This window comes from Streptomyces sp. Isolate_45 (assembly GCF_024721315.2).
GTDB lineage: Bacteria > Actinomycetota > Actinomycetes > Streptomycetales > Streptomycetaceae > Streptomyces.
This window is the reverse complement of record NZ_JANFAK020000021.1, coordinates 96-14,398: the sequence shown is the minus strand read 5'-3', so window position 1 is coordinate 14,398 and position 14,303 is coordinate 96. Positions and strand designations below refer to the sequence as shown.

Genomic DNA, 14,303 nt, shown 5'->3' with positions numbered 1-14,303 from the left:
TCGCCGTCGGGCCGGAGAGGACAGTGGCTCAAATTGGATCTCAATACGGTGCTCGACGTACGCGATGCCCGCCGCCGCGAACCCTGGCGTCCGGGTGACGCCTGGCTCGGCGGCGGCACGTACCTCTTCTCCGAGCCCCAGCCCCACATCCGCCGTCTCGTCGACCTCTCCCGGATGGGCTGGCCGCCCCTGTCCCGGCAGCCCGACGGCTCCCTCGACATCGCCGCCACCTGCACCATCACCGAGCTGTCCCGCTTCGGCCGGACCCTGCCCGCCACGGCCGCGCCGCTCTTCGAACAGTGCTGCCGGGCCTTCCTCGCCAGCTTCAAGATCTGGAACATGGCGACCGTCGGCGGCAACCTCTGCAACGCCCTCCCCGCCGGACCGATGATCTCCCTCACCGCCGCCCTCGACGGCACCGTCCTCCTCCAGGGCCAGGACGGCGCCACCCGCCGCCTGCCCGTCACCGACTTCATCCGCGGAGCCGGCGTCAAGGACCTGCGCGACGGCGAACTGCTGCGCTCGGTGCGGCTGCCCGCCCGCGCCCTGGACTCCCGTACGGCCTTCCGCCAGGCCTCCCTCTACGGCCTCGGCCGCTCCGGCGCCCTCGTCATCGGCGCCCACGACCCCCAGGACGGCTCCCTCACGGTCACCGTCTCGGCCGCCACCACCCGGCCCTTCCGCTTCTGGTTCGCCCTGCCGCCCACGGCGGCCGAGCTGCGCCGGACGATCGACGACACCGTCCGGCCCGACGAGTGGTACGACGACATCCACGGACTGCCCGCCTGGCGGCGCCACATGGCGCTGCTCCTCGCCGAGGAGATCCGCCGCGAGCTCGACCCCGAGGAGGTTTCCCGATGAGCTACGAGATCGAGATCAACAAGCGGCGCTTCGAGGACGAGCCCCGCTCCGGCCAGTGCCTGCGCACCTACCTCCGCGAGCGCGGCTGGTTCGGCGTGAAGAAGGGCTGCGACCAGGGCGACTGCGGCGCCTGCACGGTCCACGTCGACGGGCAGCCCGTCCACAGCTGCCTCTACCCGGCCGTCCGCGCCGAGGGCCGCGCGGTCACCACCGTCGAGGGACTGTGCCCGCCCGGCGGCGAGCTCCATCCCGCCCAGCAGCAGTTCCTCGACGCCCAGGGCTTCCAGTGCGGCTTCTGCACCGCCGGATTCCTGATGACCACCTCCGCCCTCCAGGCCGAGCGGGGCACCGCCCACGACGACGGCAAGCTCGAGGACCTCCCCCGCGCCTTCAAGGGCAACATCTGCCGCTGTACGGGCTACCGCGCCATCGAGGACGCCGTACGCGGCGTGAAGCACGTCGAAACCCCGGAGGCGGGAAAGGCCGTCGGCAAGAGCCTCGGCGCCCCCGCCGGCCCCCAGGTCGTCACCGGCACCGCCCGCTACACCTTCGACATCGACGTCCCCGGCCTGCTCCACATGAAGCTGCTGCGCTCCCCGCACCCGCACGCCCGCATCGTCTCCATCGACACCACCGACGCCCTCCGAGTCCCGGGCGTCCACGCGGTCTTCACCCACCACGACGCCCCCGACCACCTGTACTCGAGCGCCCGCCACGAGCACCCCACCGAGGACCCGATGGACACCCGGGTCCTGGACGACGTGGTCCGCTTCGTCGGCCAGCGCGTGGCCGCCGTGGTCGCCGACTCCGAGCAGGCCGCCGAGGAGGGGTGCCGCCGCGTGGTGGTCACGTACGAGGAACTCCCGTACGTCATCGACCCGGAGGAGGCCATGCTCCCGGGCGCCCCCGTCCTCCACCCCAAGGGACCCGAGTCGGGCATCTTCCGCGCCGAGAACAACGTGTGCGGCGAGGTCCACAACACCCTCGGCGACATGGAGATGGGGTACGCGGAAGCGGACGTCGTCTACGAGGAGACCTTCCACACCCAGCGCGTGCAGCACGCCAGCCTCGAAACCCACGGCAGCGTCGCGTACTTCGAGCCCAAGGAGGACGGCTCCCCGGGCGAGCGCATCACCGTCCGCTCCTCCACCCAGGCGCCGTTCCTGACCCGGCGGGCGCTGTGCGCCCTCTACGACCTGAACGAGGACGAGGTCCGTGTCGTCGCGGGCCGCGTGGGCGGCGGGTTCGGCGGCAAGCAGGAGATGCTCACCGAGGACATCGTGGTCCTCGCCGCCCTGAAACTGCGGCGGCCCGTGAAACTCGAATTCACCCGCGCCGAGCAGTTCTACGGAGCCACCACCCGCCACCCCTTCAAGATCACCATCAAGATCGGCGCCAAGAAGGACGGCACCCTCACCGCGCTGCGCATCCGGGTCGTCTCCAACACCGGCGCCTACGGGAACCACGGCCCGGCGGTGATGTTCCACAGCGTCGGCGAGTCCTTCGCGGTCTACAAGGCCCCGAACAAGCAGGTCGAGGCCTACTCCGTCTACACCAACGGGGTGCCGGCCGGCGCCTTCCGCGGCTACGGCCTGGGCCAGGTCCTCTTCGCCCTCGAATCGGTGATGGACGAGCTCGCCGTCCGGCTCGGCATGGACCCGCTCGTCCTGCGCGAGAAGAACGTCATCGGCCCCGGCGACCACATGGTCACCCCGATCGGCCACGAAGAGGACCTCTTCATCGCCTCGTACGGGATGAAGCAGTGCATGGACGTCGTCCGCAAGGCCATCGCCGAGGACCGCAGCCACGAGGACGTTCCCGAGGGCTGGCTCACGGGTCAGGGCACGGCGGTCGCGATGATCGCGACCGGCCCGCCCGGCGGCCACTACGCCGACGCCCGGATCAGCCTGCTGCGCGACGGGACGTACGACATCGCGGTGGGCACGGCGGAGTTCGGCAACGGCACCACCACCGTCCACCAGCAGATCACCGCCGGAGCCCTGAACACCACGGTCGACCGGATCGCGGTCCGCCAGTCCGACACCGACGTGGTCCGGCACGACACCGGCGCCTTCGGGTCGGCCGGCACGGTGGTGGCGGGCAAGGCGGTCATGCTGGCCGCCGACTCCCTCGCCGAGCGCCTCACCACCTTCGCCGCCCGCCACACGGGCGTGGCCCGGCACCTGTGCAAGCTGTCCGCCGAAGCCTTCGACTGCGCGGGCCGCGTCGTCACCCTCAAGGAGCTGTACGAGGCCGCGTACGAGGCCGGCAAGCTCGACGAGCTCGCCGCCGACGGCCACTGGGGCGGCTCACCGCGCTCGGTAGCCTTCAACGCCCAGTGGTTCCGGATCGCCGTCGACCCGGAGACCGGCGAGATGAGGATCCTGCGCAGCGTCCACGCGGCGGACGCGGGCAAGGTCATGAACCCGATGCAGTGCCGCGGCCAGGTCGAGGGCGGCGTCGCCCAGGCCCTCGGCGCCACCCTCTTCGAGACCGTACGGGTCGACGAGCGCGGCGAGGTCACCACGGCCGCTTTCCGCCGCTACCGCCTCCCGCAATACGCCGATGTCCCGCGCACCGAGGTCCACTTCATGGAAACCTCCGACGCGATCGGCCCCCTCGGCGCCAAGTCCATGTCCGAGAGCCCCTTCAACCCGGTGGCCCCCGCCTTCACCAACGCGCTGCGCGACGCGACGGGAATCCGCTTCACAGAACTTCCGGTGACGCGCGACATCGTCTGGCAGAAGATCCATCAGAAGATGCAAGGTGGGATCGAATGATGACGCCATACTTGCAGCTTGAATCAGACGCCCAAACTTGCAGATGAGGTTCTGGAACGCGCAGTCCCGGGCATGACAAACGCATGGCCAAACTCATGCTGCACGGAGACCTCGACCACCCCGCGACCCTGAGCGTCGCCGACCTGCGCGCATGGCAACAACGCACGGCAGCGGTCACCTTCGACTGCGCGACCAACGGCCCGCAACACCACGCGTTCGAAGGACCGCTGCTGCGCGACGTAGTCGCGGACGCGGGTCCCGCGTTCGACGTCCGTCGCAGAAAGGACCGAAGTCGCTTCCTGCTCGCGATCAGCGGCGGGGACGGGCACCACACCGTCCTGTCCTGGGCCGAACTGGACGCCGACTTCGGTGACGCCCCCATCCTTCTCGCCACCCGACTCGACGGCGAGGACCTCGACGAGGCAGGAGCTCAGCTGGTGGTCCCCTCGGACCGGTGCGGGGCGCGCTACGTCAGCGCCGTCACCCACGTGTGGTTCGGCGCACTCTCACCACCGAGCCTCGGGCTTTGAGCAACTTGGGCGGTGTCGACGCCAGAGCTGGGAGCCGTGTTCGCACATCCGTCCTGGACCCAGTGCTGCTCCGCGGAAGTTCGCGGAGGGTGTTGATCAGATGGTCAATCCGCTGAGGTAGAGGCTGCGTGCCCAGCCATGAGGGCGCGGGCGAAGTCGGCGAGGGTGCGGGGGCGTGCCCGGTAAGCCTGCGCACGGAGTCGGCGGCGCCGGCACCACCCTCTCGGCGACCCACGGCGGCAGGCCCGCCCGAGCATGCCGGCCAGGGGCTGCCTCGTCGTGTACTGCGACATACTCCAGCGAGGGCTGTCGAGAGCCTGTGGGCGACCTCGGTGAAGGATTCCAGGCGGACCAAGATCCGGGCCAGCTGGCGAGCTGCCGGGGGCGTGCAAGACCCGGGACCACTCCCAAACCTTCCCCTCCCACGCCAGCTTCTCCGCCTCGGGACCACCAGGACCAAGATCCGGACCATTTCCGGACCAGGCCCCGCCAAGGAGCCGCACCAACTACCGTTTCCCCTGGTCAGCATGGGTTCCGCTGCTGTACCACCAGCAGACGAAGAATCTGCTGGTACTCAAAGGCCGACTCCAGCGGGAGTCCGGTCTTCGTTGTGCGCCCGCCAACTGCGACACGGCGGAGTGGGTCGTGCGCTCGAATTTGGGGATCGAGGCGCACCAACCAACGCCCAGCACGAAGGGTCACGAGAGGCGGAACTCAGCCTGATTCTCTGCACTGCCGCTTTGCCCCGCCTCGACCACAAACAAGGCTCGCTCAACGCAGCGTAACCAGCACCGAACCAGCACGGGACGGGTCGCGAGGGGTGCTGACGTGGGCTTTCAGGTCAGCACCAAACCAGCACGGGAGTCAGCACCGCCTACCCAAAAGAGCCCTAACTCTGCAATTCCGACAGGGCCTCACGGCCCCGTTCCGGAGGGGTTGCGGGGCGGTCGTTCAGGTCACGTGGTGCCGGGACACACCAGTCGTGGCCCGATTGTGATGGCAGGCCACATATGCGGGTGACCTGCGGACTTCTACGTTGTGGCCACACCCGACGTCCCCGCAGACACCCTGGAAGTGGTGCACATGGCCTCCACCGGTACCGACCCCAAGGCTCCATCCGGAATCCGGCGGATCGTTGCCGCCAGCCTGATCGGGACCACCATCGAGTGGTACGACTTCTTCCTCTACGGGTCCGCCGCCGCCCTCGTCTTCAACACCCTGTTCTTCCCCTCCAGTGACCCCCTGGTCGGGACCCTCCTCGCGTTCCTCACCTACGCCGTCGGCTTCGCCGCCCGCCCCCTGGGCGGGATCGTCTTCGGGCACTACGGCGACCGGATAGGCCGCAAGAGGCTGCTGGTGCTCAGTCTGCTGATGATGGGCGGCGCCACCTTCGCGATGGGGCTGCTGCCCACCCACGCGAGCATCGGGGTCGGCGCGCCGATCCTGCTCACCGTGCTGCGGCTGGTGCAGGGCTTCGCGCTGGGCGGCGAGTGGGGCGGGGCCGTCCTGCTCGTCGCCGAGCACGGCGACGACCGGAACCGGGGCTTCTGGGCGTCGTGGCCGCAGGCCGGCGCCCCGGGCGGCAACCTGCTCGCGACGGGCGTCCTCGCGTTCCTCGCGGCCGTGCAGTCCGACGAGGCGTTCCTGGCCTGGGGGTGGCGGGTGCCGTTCCTGCTGTCGGGGGTGCTGGTGGTCATCGGGCTGTGGATCCGGGTGTCGGTGTCCGAGTCGCCCGCCTTCCTGGAGGCCCGGGCCCGGGCCGAGGCAGAGGAGGCGGCGGGCGAGCGGCGCAGGCCGCCGGTCGTCGAGGTCCTGCGCACCGGCCGGCGGGGCATCCTCACGGCGATCGGCACCCGGCTCGGGGAGAACGTCTCGTACTACATCCTGACGGCCTTCCTCCTGGTGTACGTCACCGTCCACCTCCAACTGCCGAAGAGCGACGCGCTGAACGCCGTCCTGATCGGTTCGGCCGTGCACTTCGTGACGATCCCGATGTGGGGCGCCCTGTCGGACCGGATCGGCCGTCGGGCGGTCACGCTCGTCGGGTCGATCGGCATGGCGGGCTGGGCCTTCGCCTTCTTCGCCCTGCTGGACACCCGGTCGTTCCCGATGATCGCGGTCGCGGTGACGGCCGGGCTGCTGTTGCACGGGGCGATGTACGGCCCGCAGGCGGCCTTCATCTCGGAGCTGTTCGACACCCATGTCCGCTACTCCGGCGCCTCCATGGGCTCCCAGCTCGCCTCCATCCTCGGTGGCGCCCTGGCTCCGATCATCGCGGTCGAACTCCTGCGGGACCACGATTCGTCCCTGCCCGTCTCCCTGTACCTCTGCGCGGCGGCGCTGGTCACGACGGTGACGGTGCTGCTGGCCCGGGAAACGAAGGGTCGCAGCCTGACCGGGGCGAACAGCGCCCCCTCGGGGGCCGCCCGCCCGGAGTCCGCCCCCGTCGGCCGCTGATCGGCCGCCGCCCGTAAGCTCACCCCCGTGACGAACCCGGACAGCCCGCGGACACGGGCAGGCGTACGGGACCTGCTCGGGTTGCTGGCCCTCGGTGCTCCCGCCGAGGACCTCGCCCGGCCGGTGGCGGACGCACGCGCCGCCGGCGCTCCCGCCGGAGAGCTCGCCGACCTGGAGGAAGCCACGCGCGCGGCACTGGACGTCCACCGCACGCTGGCCCAGCACCGGACCCGTGAGGCCGAGTTGACGGCGCTGTTCGACACGGCGGGCGACCTCGCGGCGCTGCGCGACCTGGACGCGGTACTGCGGGCGATAACCCACCGGGCCAAACAGCTCCTGCACACGGACGTCACGTACCTCTCGCTGAACGACGAGGGCGCGGGCGACACCTTCATGCGGGTCACCGACGGTTCGGTGTCCGCAGCGTTCCAGCAGTTGCGGCTCGGCATGGGCGAGGGGTTGGGCGGGCTCGTGGCCCAGACCGCCCGCCCGTACGCCACCGGGGACTACCAGAGCGACCCGCGGTTCCGGCACACGGGTCCGATCGACCGGGCGGTCGGCGAGGAGGAACTGCACGCCATCCTGGGGGTGCCGTTGCGGCTCGGGCCGAAGGTGATCGGCGTCCTGTTCGCCGCCGACCGCAACCCGCGCGAGTTCTCCGCGCGGGAGGTGGCGCTGCTCTCCTCGCTCGCCGACCACGCGGCGATAGCCATCGACGGGGCCCGTCTCCTGGAGGAGACCCGCCGGGCGTTGTCCGAGCTGGGCGTCGCCTCCCGCACCATCCAGGAGAACAGCGACGCGCTGCGTCGAGCGGAGGAGGCCCACGACCGGCTCACGGGGCTCGTCCTGCGGGGCGGGGACATCGCGGAGGTGGCGGCGGCCATCGGAACGCTCCTCGACGGGGGCACCCTGGTGCACGACGCCGACGGGACGGAACTGGCCCGTTCCCGGACCGGTTCCCGGCCCGCGCCCGCCGAGGCCGTGGCGGCTTCCCGGGCCGGTGGCCGGGCCGTCCCCCTGGACGGGACCTGGGTGTGCGCGGTACTCGCCGGTCCGGAGATCCTGGGCAGCGTCACCCTGACCGGACGCCCCGGGCTCGACGCCGCGGGGCGCCGCCTGTTCGAACGGGCGGCCACGGTCGCGGCGTTGCTGCTGCTCCTGCGCCGTTCGGTCGCCGAGACCGAGGACCGGATCCGGGGCGAGCTCCTCGGTGACCTGCTCAGTCCCGCGGCGGATCCGGCGGGCCTGGCCGTCCGCGCCCGCCGGCTGGGCGTCGACCTGGCTCGGCCCCAGGCCCTCTTCGTGCTGCACAGCGACGCCGCGCCGCGGCCGCGACTGCTCGCGGCGGCCGCGCACCAAGCGCGTGCGCGGCGGGGGTTGGCGGGCGTCCACCACGACCACGCGGTGCTCATGGCCCCTTCGGAGGCGCCCGGGCCCGACGCCGTGGCCCTCGCCTCGGCCCTCGGGCGGGCGGTGGGAGGCCCGGTCACGGTCGGTGCGGCGGGCACGAACGGCGACTGCGCCACGCTGCCGGCGGCGCACGGGGAGGCCCTGCGTTGCCTGTCGGCGCTGCGGGCCCTGGGACGCGCCGGGGACGGCGGCACGCTGGCCGGTCTCGGTTTCCTGGGGGTACTTCTTGGTGAGGGACCCGACCTGACCTCTTACGTACGGACCACGCTCGGGCCCCTACTGGAGTACGACGAGCGGCGCGGCAGCGACCTCGTGCACACCTTGCGGACCTACTTCGCGGCGGGGATGAGCCAGTCCCGGGCGAAGGACCTCCTGCACGTCCACGTCAACACCGTCGTGCAGCGCCTGGACCGCATCGGCCGGCTGCTCGGCGCGGACTGGCAGTCACCCGACCGGGCCCTGGAACTCCAGCTCGCGCTCCGGTTGCACCAGGTGTCCTGACGGGTCGACCGACGGACCCGGGTCCGACAGTCCCCGAACGCGCTCGACGACCCGCGTCTCGTAATGGACGGCGAAGGCGATCGCCGCGGACCCCAGCAGCGCGCTGAGGACGAACACCAGCACCAGCGCGGTCACGGCCCTTCCCCGGCTCGGGGGCAGGGCGGTCGCCCGGTCCGGCCGACCCTCGGGATGCCGGATGGTGACCGCGGCTCCGGGGGCGGTGGTGGGTGGGCCGCCCGCCTCCTCGAAGCGGTGGATGCGGCCGTCCGGGGTGACGAACTCGTACACGTGGTGGTGCGTCCGGACGCGGCGGCCGTCCCGACGGCGCACGACGACCCGTCCGTCGACGCACCGACCGACCAACTCGGTGCCGCCGCTCCAGGCGGAGTTCAGCCGCCGGAGCCGGACGACGGCCCGGACGGACGCCGCAACGCAGAGGACGAGGATCAGGGCGGGCACGACCAGGGGCAGACGGCTCATCCTGTGACGGTAGTTCAAACGCACGCGGGACACACCGGTTGGCGATCGGGGTGCGGACACCGGGGAGACGGCACCGGAGCCCCGCCTCACCACACGTTGACATTCCCGCAATTCCCCTGACCCTAAAGGGCAATTACTTAACCCAGGGTCACTTGACCGCAATACTCCTGATCAATGAGTCTGATCATCGGTTCCGGTGAATCGGGTGAATCGACGGGGAGGGCGCGGTGAAATCGAAGATGTTCGCCCTGCCCGTCGGGGCGCGCGGGCTGCCGGCCACGTTCTGGTGGATCTGGGCGAGCATTCTGGTGAATTGGCTCGGCGCTTTCGCCGGGCCGATGTTGGCCATTTCCCTCACCGAGGGCCACGGCCATTCCCTTTCGTACGCCGGATTCGTCGTCTCGTTGCTCGGCGCCGGTGCCGTGGCCGGCTCCGCGGTCGGTGGTGTGCTCGCCGACCGGATCGGCCGTCGGGCCACCATGTTCGCGGGCCACTGCTTCACCGCAGCCGGCATGGTCGCGCTCGGCCTGTGCCAAGGCCGCTGGGCGCTCGCCGTGGCGGCGCTCGCGGCGGGGTTCGGTGCGGCCTCCGTACGCCCGGCCGCGCAGGCCGCGCTCGCCGACGTGGTCGCCGCACGGGACCGACAGCGCGCCTTCGGGTTGAACTACTGGGCCGTGAACACGGGTACGGCCGTGTCGGCAGCGCTGGCGGGCCTGCTCGTCGGGTACGGCTACACCCCGCTCTTCCTGGCCGACGCCGCGACCACCCTGGTCTGCGCCGTCGTGGTCCTCGTGAAGGTTCCCGAGACCCGGCCCGAACCGGCGCGGGGCGCTGCCGGGGCCCGGCACGGCGAGCCCGGATCCGCGCCGCCGTCCGCCGAGCCCGCGTCCCCGCCGTTCGCCCTGTTCGTGGTCTTCGTGCTCCTCGTGCTCGTCTTCGGGTCGGTGTACGAGCAGAAGGCCGCGGCCCTCCCCGTCGTGATGGTCCAGGACGGGCACGCGCCGGCCGTGTTCGGCCTGCTGATGTCGCTGAACGCGCTGCTCATCGTGTTCCTCCAACTCCCCCTCACCCGCCTGGTACAGGGCCGTTCCCGGGCGCTGGTGCTGCTGGCGGGCGGGGTGCTGGCCGGCGGCGGGTTCGGGCTCACCGCGGCGGCCGACAGCACGGCGGCCTTCGCCTTCACGGTCGTCGTCTGGACGTTCGGCGAGATGCTCTTCGCCCCGACGGTGGGCGCGGTGGCCGTGGAACTCGCCCCCGTCCACCGGCGCGGCCGCTACCTCGGCCTGTACGGAGCGGCCTGGTCGGGAGCCGCCTTCGTCGGCCCGGCGGGCGGCGGGCGGCTCCTCGACCACTGGGGGCCCGGCGCCCTGTGGCCGGTGTGCGCCCTCGCGGGGGCCGCCGCCGGCGCGGGCTGCGCGCTGATCGTCCGCCGGCACACCCACCTCCGTGCGGCAGCCGCCGTACGGGAGGGCGACGGTGGCTCCCCGCCGCCGACGCCCGCCCCTGCCGGATCCGGCAGGGGTACCGCACCCGAGAGGATCTCGAAATGAACCAGCAGTTCGTCGTCAACACCTGTGTCAGCGCGTACGTCGCCGAGGAGGCCGAGCAGTTCGTCGTGAACACCTGCGTCCACGCGTTCCTCGCCGAGGAGGCCGAGCAGTTGGTCGTGAACACCTGCGTCAGCGCGTACGTCGCCTGATGCAGGCACTGCCCGCCGCGCGGCCCGGCCCGGACGGCGACAGCCGCCCCGGGCCGGGCTCCGGCCCGTCCCCGTCCCCCGCCGGTGCTCCGTCCCCCGCCTTCATCGCCCGGACGCGGGTGTTCGCCGGGCCGGGCGGCCTTCCGTCCCGGCTGCACCTGGCCGTCACGGACGTGACGGGCGCCGCGGACGTCCCGCAGACGTTCGGCACCTCCTGGGACGGCCCCGAACGGGCCCGGCTCGGTTCCGAGGGCGAGGCCGTCGAGCGGTACTGCGGCGCGCGGCCCCCCGAGCCGTCGCGGATGCTGTACGCGAGCCACCGGGAGCTGCTCCGGCGCGGTGTGCCCGCGCTGGACCCGCGGGACCTGGTCCTCCACTCGCCCCGCCAGTACGCCCGCCCCGGGTTCCCCTTCCGGCCGTTCCTGCCGGACTCCCCCGCCCACTGGGTCGAGGGGCGGTCCGCGGCCGACGACCGGCCCGTCCACGTGCCCGCGTTCCTGGTGTACGCCGCCTGGCAGCGCATGCCGCACCTGGCTCCCGAGCCGTTGTACGCCTTCCCCGCCCTCGGTGGCATCGCCTCGGGTCCCAGCCCGGACTTCGCGCTGCTGTCCGGTCTGGAGGAGGTCGTCGAACGTGATGCCGCCGCCGTGTGGTGGGCCAACGCGCATCCCCTTCCCGCGCTGCCCCTCACCGACCGGCTGCGGCCGCTGACGCGGGGCGCCCCGCGCGGGTTCGAGGTCCGGCTGGTCCGCGTCGACAACGAGTTCGGCGTCCCCGTGGTGGCCGCGGGAGTGCGCAGCACCGACGAGGGATGGCTCACGTACGGCTCCGCGGCGAAGGCCGACCCGGCGGACGCCGCGGCGAAGGCGCTGGCCGAGGCGTACTCGCTGCAACTCACCTGCCGCTCGCTGGACGATCCGTCCGCCCGGCCCGCGACACCCGGCCGCAGGTCGCCGCTGAAGGCGTGGCGGCGGGACCGCCGCTACCTCGACGACTACCGGCCCGACGCGACGGATGTCGTCGAGCAACTGTGCCAGCAACAGCTGTTCCTGGACCGGCGGGCCGCCGACCGGGTCGCGCCCTGGGCCTGGGACCTGCCGGAGGGCCGCTGGGACGAACCGGCGGTCCCCGCCTACCGGGATGCGGGAGGGCTCGTGGAGCGGGTCCGTGCGACGGGTCGCGAGGTGCTGGTGGTCCCGCTGTCGACGCGAGCGGAAGCGGAAGCGGGCATGCACGTCGTACGGGTCGTCGTGCCCGGTACGGTCGGGGCGACGCCCGCCGCGTACCTGCCCCTGGGCGGAGATCGGCTGCGGGACGCGGCGGTACGGCTCGGCTGGCGTAGCACGCCCCTGGCCGAGGAGGAGCTCAACACCTTCCCGATGCCGCACTCCTAGACCGTGCCGGCGAAGTCCGTCCCGGGCCGGCGGGGTGCGGGGCTCGTCCACCGCCTCACCGTGGCGGATCCGCCGGCCCCCGCCGTCCCGCCGCGGGTCAGCGGTGGTCGGGGACCTCCGGGCGGTTCGCACGGATGTCCTCGTCCGGCGGCGCTCCGTCACCGGTCCCGCGCAACTGTACGAAGAGCACGGCGAGGGCGGCGGCCAGGGAGACGAGCCCTCCGACGTAGAGGCCCGAGCGGGCTCCCCAGTGTTCGGCGAGCCAACCCAGCAGGAGCGCCCCGACCGGGGTGGTGCCCTGCATGATCAGGGCGTAGAGGGCCATGACGCGGCCGCGGAACCGCGGGTCGCTGCCGAGTTGGATGCGGTGGTTCGTCGCCTGGGCGAAGGTCATCGACGCGAAGCCGGTGGCGGCCAGCAGGACCAGGGCGGTGGCGAAGGTGGGGGCCAGGCCGGTGAGGGTCTCCAGCAGGCCGAAGGCGATGGCGGACGCGACCACCAGCGTGGCGGTGGGCCGGCCCCGACGGGCGGTGGTGACGAAGGCCGCGAGGAGCGAGCCGGCGGCCAGTGCGCTGGCGAGCAGCCCGAACGCCCGCGGGTCGGCGTGGAACACGGTCTTCGCCAGGAGCGGCAGGGTGAGCTGGAAGTTGAAGCCGAACATGCCGACGACACCCACCAGCGCCATGGGCAGCAGCAGGTCCGGTCGGCCGCGGACGTACGCCAGTCCGTCCGCGACCCGGGTGGCGCCCCGTTGCGGGGCGCCACCGCGCTGGAGTTCGCCGGGCCTCATGGCCAGCAGGCTGAGTACGGTGGCCAGGTAGCTGACCGCGTTCAGCGCGATGACGGGGCCGGTGCCGAGGACGCTGATGAGCAGGCCGGCGAGGGCGGGTCCGACGACGCGTGCCGCGTTGAAGTAGGCGGCGCTCAGGGCGGAGGCGTTGGGCAGGAGTTCCGCGCCGACCATCTCGCTGATGAACGACAGCCGGGTCGGCACTTCGACGGCGTTGACCGTGCCGAGGCCCAGGGCGAAGAGGTAGACGTGCCACAGTTCGGCGCCCGGGAGGAGGACCGCGAGGGCGAACAGCAGGGAGAGGACTCCGGAGGCGGCGTTCGCGCAGATCAGGAGTACGCGCTTGTCGTACCGGTCGGCGAGCCGGCCGCCCATGAGGGTGAGCAGCAGGACCGGAGTGAACTGCAGGGCGGTGACCAGGCCCAGGGCCGTTCCCGAGTCCCCGGACAGGGACAGGACGAGCCAGTCCTGGGCGACGATCATCATCCAGGTGCAGGTGACGGACAGCAGCTGGCCGCCGGCGAAGAGCCGGAAGTTGCGTACGGACAGGGCCTCGAAGGTGCGCTTGAGTCGGTTCGCTTGCGCACCAGGGGCGGTCACGGCGGCTCCTCCTTCGATCCGGTCGGGTGCGTGCCGCGCCCGACCGGCAGGCGCCCACGTGCCCGGTCTCGGTCGAACCGTAGCCACAGGCGATCATCGACTGTCTTGAAATGTCTTTCCTTGACGTGGAATGCACTTTCTCCTGAATGAATTTAACGTTCATCGGCCGCGCCCATCGACGTACCGGTCACCACCGGCGCGGCGCGGAGCATTCGGAACGGCAATTGACGATCCTTCACCCTCACGAGGCCTGTTTTCCCATGTCCGAATCGAGATCCACCATCGGACGGAAGGTGGCGCTAGCATCGCGGCATGGTCACAGACCGCTCGCACGGCACCTCGCGGGCCCGCCGTCCGGCGGGCCTGCTTCGCCTGCTCGCTCTGACCATGCTGCTGATGAGCCTGTTCTGCGCGCACGGCACCGCCGCGCAGGACGGCGCCGTCCACCCGGGGCCCGGTGCGTCCGGCACGTCGGTGACGCATGCCGTCACCCACACGCTGCCGTCCGGCGCTCCCGGCGCGGACCTCGATCCCGTGCATCCGGCGCACGAGTGCGCGCCGCTGCCGCCGCACCAGGCGGCCGTGTCGGAGGCCTCGTCCACCGCCCCGCACACCGACCCCGGCTGCGTACCTGCCGGTCGCCCGGACCACCGCGCGGGAATCTCGCCGGTCGGAGCCGGCCCCGCGCGTCCCGTCACCTCGGCCGTCCTGCGGGTGTAGAGACCCCGCCCGGCCGCCCCGCCCGCACGGCCGTGCCTGCGCGTCCCGGCGATCCGCCGACCGCCCCGCACCGCCCCGCAC

General features: G+C 72.2%; 11 protein-coding genes. 9 read left to right on the top strand and 2 right to left on the bottom strand.

Translation table 11 applies throughout. From position 1 onward, the window contains the following. Positions 1–33 precede the first annotated feature (33 nt). The 5 genes from NOD94_RS09835 (at position 34) to NOD94_RS09815 (ending at position 8,539) form a co-directional block, all read left to right on the top strand. Positions 34–861: an FAD binding domain-containing protein gene (locus tag NOD94_RS09835; RefSeq protein ID WP_281205410.1), complete on the top strand. Its 828-nt coding sequence runs from the start codon at positions 34–36 to the stop codon at positions 859–861. Next, complete coding sequence (locus NOD94_RS09830; RefSeq protein ID WP_281205409.1) at positions 858–3,641, top strand: molybdopterin-dependent oxidoreductase; 2,784 nt, start codon at positions 858–860, stop codon at positions 3,639–3,641. Before NOD94_RS09835 ends, NOD94_RS09830 begins: the two co-directional genes overlap by 4 nt. A gap of 83 nt (positions 3,642–3,724) precedes the next feature. Further along, a complete protein-coding gene (locus tag NOD94_RS09825) occupies positions 3,725–4,171 on the top strand; it encodes a molybdopterin-dependent oxidoreductase (RefSeq protein ID WP_281205408.1) in 447 nt (148 codons plus the stop codon). 1,083 nt (positions 4,172–5,254) lie between these two features. Beyond that, the gene (locus NOD94_RS09820) at positions 5,255–6,628 is read left to right on the top strand and encodes an MFS transporter (RefSeq protein WP_281205460.1); all 1,374 of its coding nucleotides are present in this window, start codon (positions 5,255–5,257) and stop codon (positions 6,626–6,628) included. 27 nt (positions 6,629–6,655) lie between these two features. Next, complete coding sequence (locus NOD94_RS09815; protein ID WP_281205407.1) at positions 6,656–8,539, top strand: GAF domain-containing protein; 1,884 nt, start codon at positions 6,656–6,658, stop codon at positions 8,537–8,539. Here the strand turns inward: NOD94_RS09815 and NOD94_RS09810 are convergent. Next, complete coding sequence (locus tag NOD94_RS09810) at positions 8,483–9,019, bottom strand: DUF3592 domain-containing protein (RefSeq protein WP_281205406.1); 537 nt, start codon at positions 9,017–9,019, stop codon at positions 8,483–8,485. The genes NOD94_RS09815 and NOD94_RS09810 overlap by 57 nt on opposite strands. Before the next feature lie 227 nt (positions 9,020–9,246). On the opposite strand from NOD94_RS09810, the gene NOD94_RS09805 reads away from it, so the two are divergent. The 3 genes from NOD94_RS09805 to NOD94_RS09795 are packed head-to-tail and all read left to right on the top strand — an operon-like array spanning position 9,247 to position 12,112. After that, entirely contained in the window at positions 9,247–10,569 is a 1,323-nt protein-coding gene (locus NOD94_RS09805) for an MFS transporter (RefSeq protein WP_281205405.1), read from the top strand. Further along, positions 10,566–10,718, top strand: coding sequence for a hypothetical protein (locus tag NOD94_RS09800; RefSeq protein ID WP_281205404.1), 153 nt, complete (start codon positions 10,566–10,568; stop codon positions 10,716–10,718). Before NOD94_RS09805 ends, NOD94_RS09800 begins: the two co-directional genes overlap by 4 nt. After that, a complete protein-coding gene (locus NOD94_RS09795) occupies positions 10,718–12,112 on the top strand; it encodes a YcaO-like family protein (RefSeq protein WP_281205403.1) in 1,395 nt (464 codons plus the stop codon). Before NOD94_RS09800 ends, NOD94_RS09795 begins: the two co-directional genes overlap by 1 nt. A gap of 97 nt (positions 12,113–12,209) precedes the next feature. On the opposite strand, the gene NOD94_RS09790 is transcribed toward NOD94_RS09795, so the two are convergent. Continuing rightward, on the bottom strand, positions 12,210–13,502 hold the full coding sequence (locus NOD94_RS09790; RefSeq protein WP_281205402.1) for an MFS transporter: 1,293 nt from the start codon (positions 13,500–13,502) through the stop codon (positions 12,210–12,212). A 312-nt stretch (positions 13,503–13,814) separates the two neighbouring features. On the opposite strand from NOD94_RS09790, the gene NOD94_RS09785 reads away from it, so the two are divergent. Beyond that, the gene (locus tag NOD94_RS09785) at positions 13,815–14,222 is read left to right on the top strand and encodes a hypothetical protein (RefSeq protein WP_281205401.1); all 408 of its coding nucleotides are present in this window, start codon (positions 13,815–13,817) and stop codon (positions 14,220–14,222) included. Positions 14,223–14,303 lie beyond the last annotated feature (81 nt).

Bases quoted from the DNA above. Each gene is read 5' to 3' on its own strand.
- NOD94_RS09810 (WP_281205406.1), bottom strand. From the start codon at position 9,019: ATGAGCCGTCTGCCCCTGGTCGTGCCCGCCCTGATCCTCGTCCTCTGC.
- NOD94_RS09795 (WP_281205403.1), top strand. From the start codon at position 10,718: ATGCAGGCACTGCCCGCCGCGCGGCCCGGCCCGGACGGCGACAGCCGC.
- NOD94_RS09800 (WP_281205404.1), top strand. From the start codon at position 10,566: ATGAACCAGCAGTTCGTCGTCAACACCTGTGTCAGCGCGTACGTCGCC.
- NOD94_RS09830 (WP_281205409.1), top strand. From the start codon at position 858: ATGAGCTACGAGATCGAGATCAACAAGCGGCGCTTCGAGGACGAGCCC.
- NOD94_RS09820 (WP_281205460.1), top strand. From the start codon at position 5,255: ATGGCCTCCACCGGTACCGACCCCAAGGCTCCATCCGGAATCCGGCGG.
- NOD94_RS09785 (WP_281205401.1), top strand. From the start codon at position 13,815: ATGGTCACAGACCGCTCGCACGGCACCTCGCGGGCCCGCCGTCCGGCG.
- NOD94_RS09825 (WP_281205408.1), top strand. From the start codon at position 3,725: ATGGCCAAACTCATGCTGCACGGAGACCTCGACCACCCCGCGACCCTG.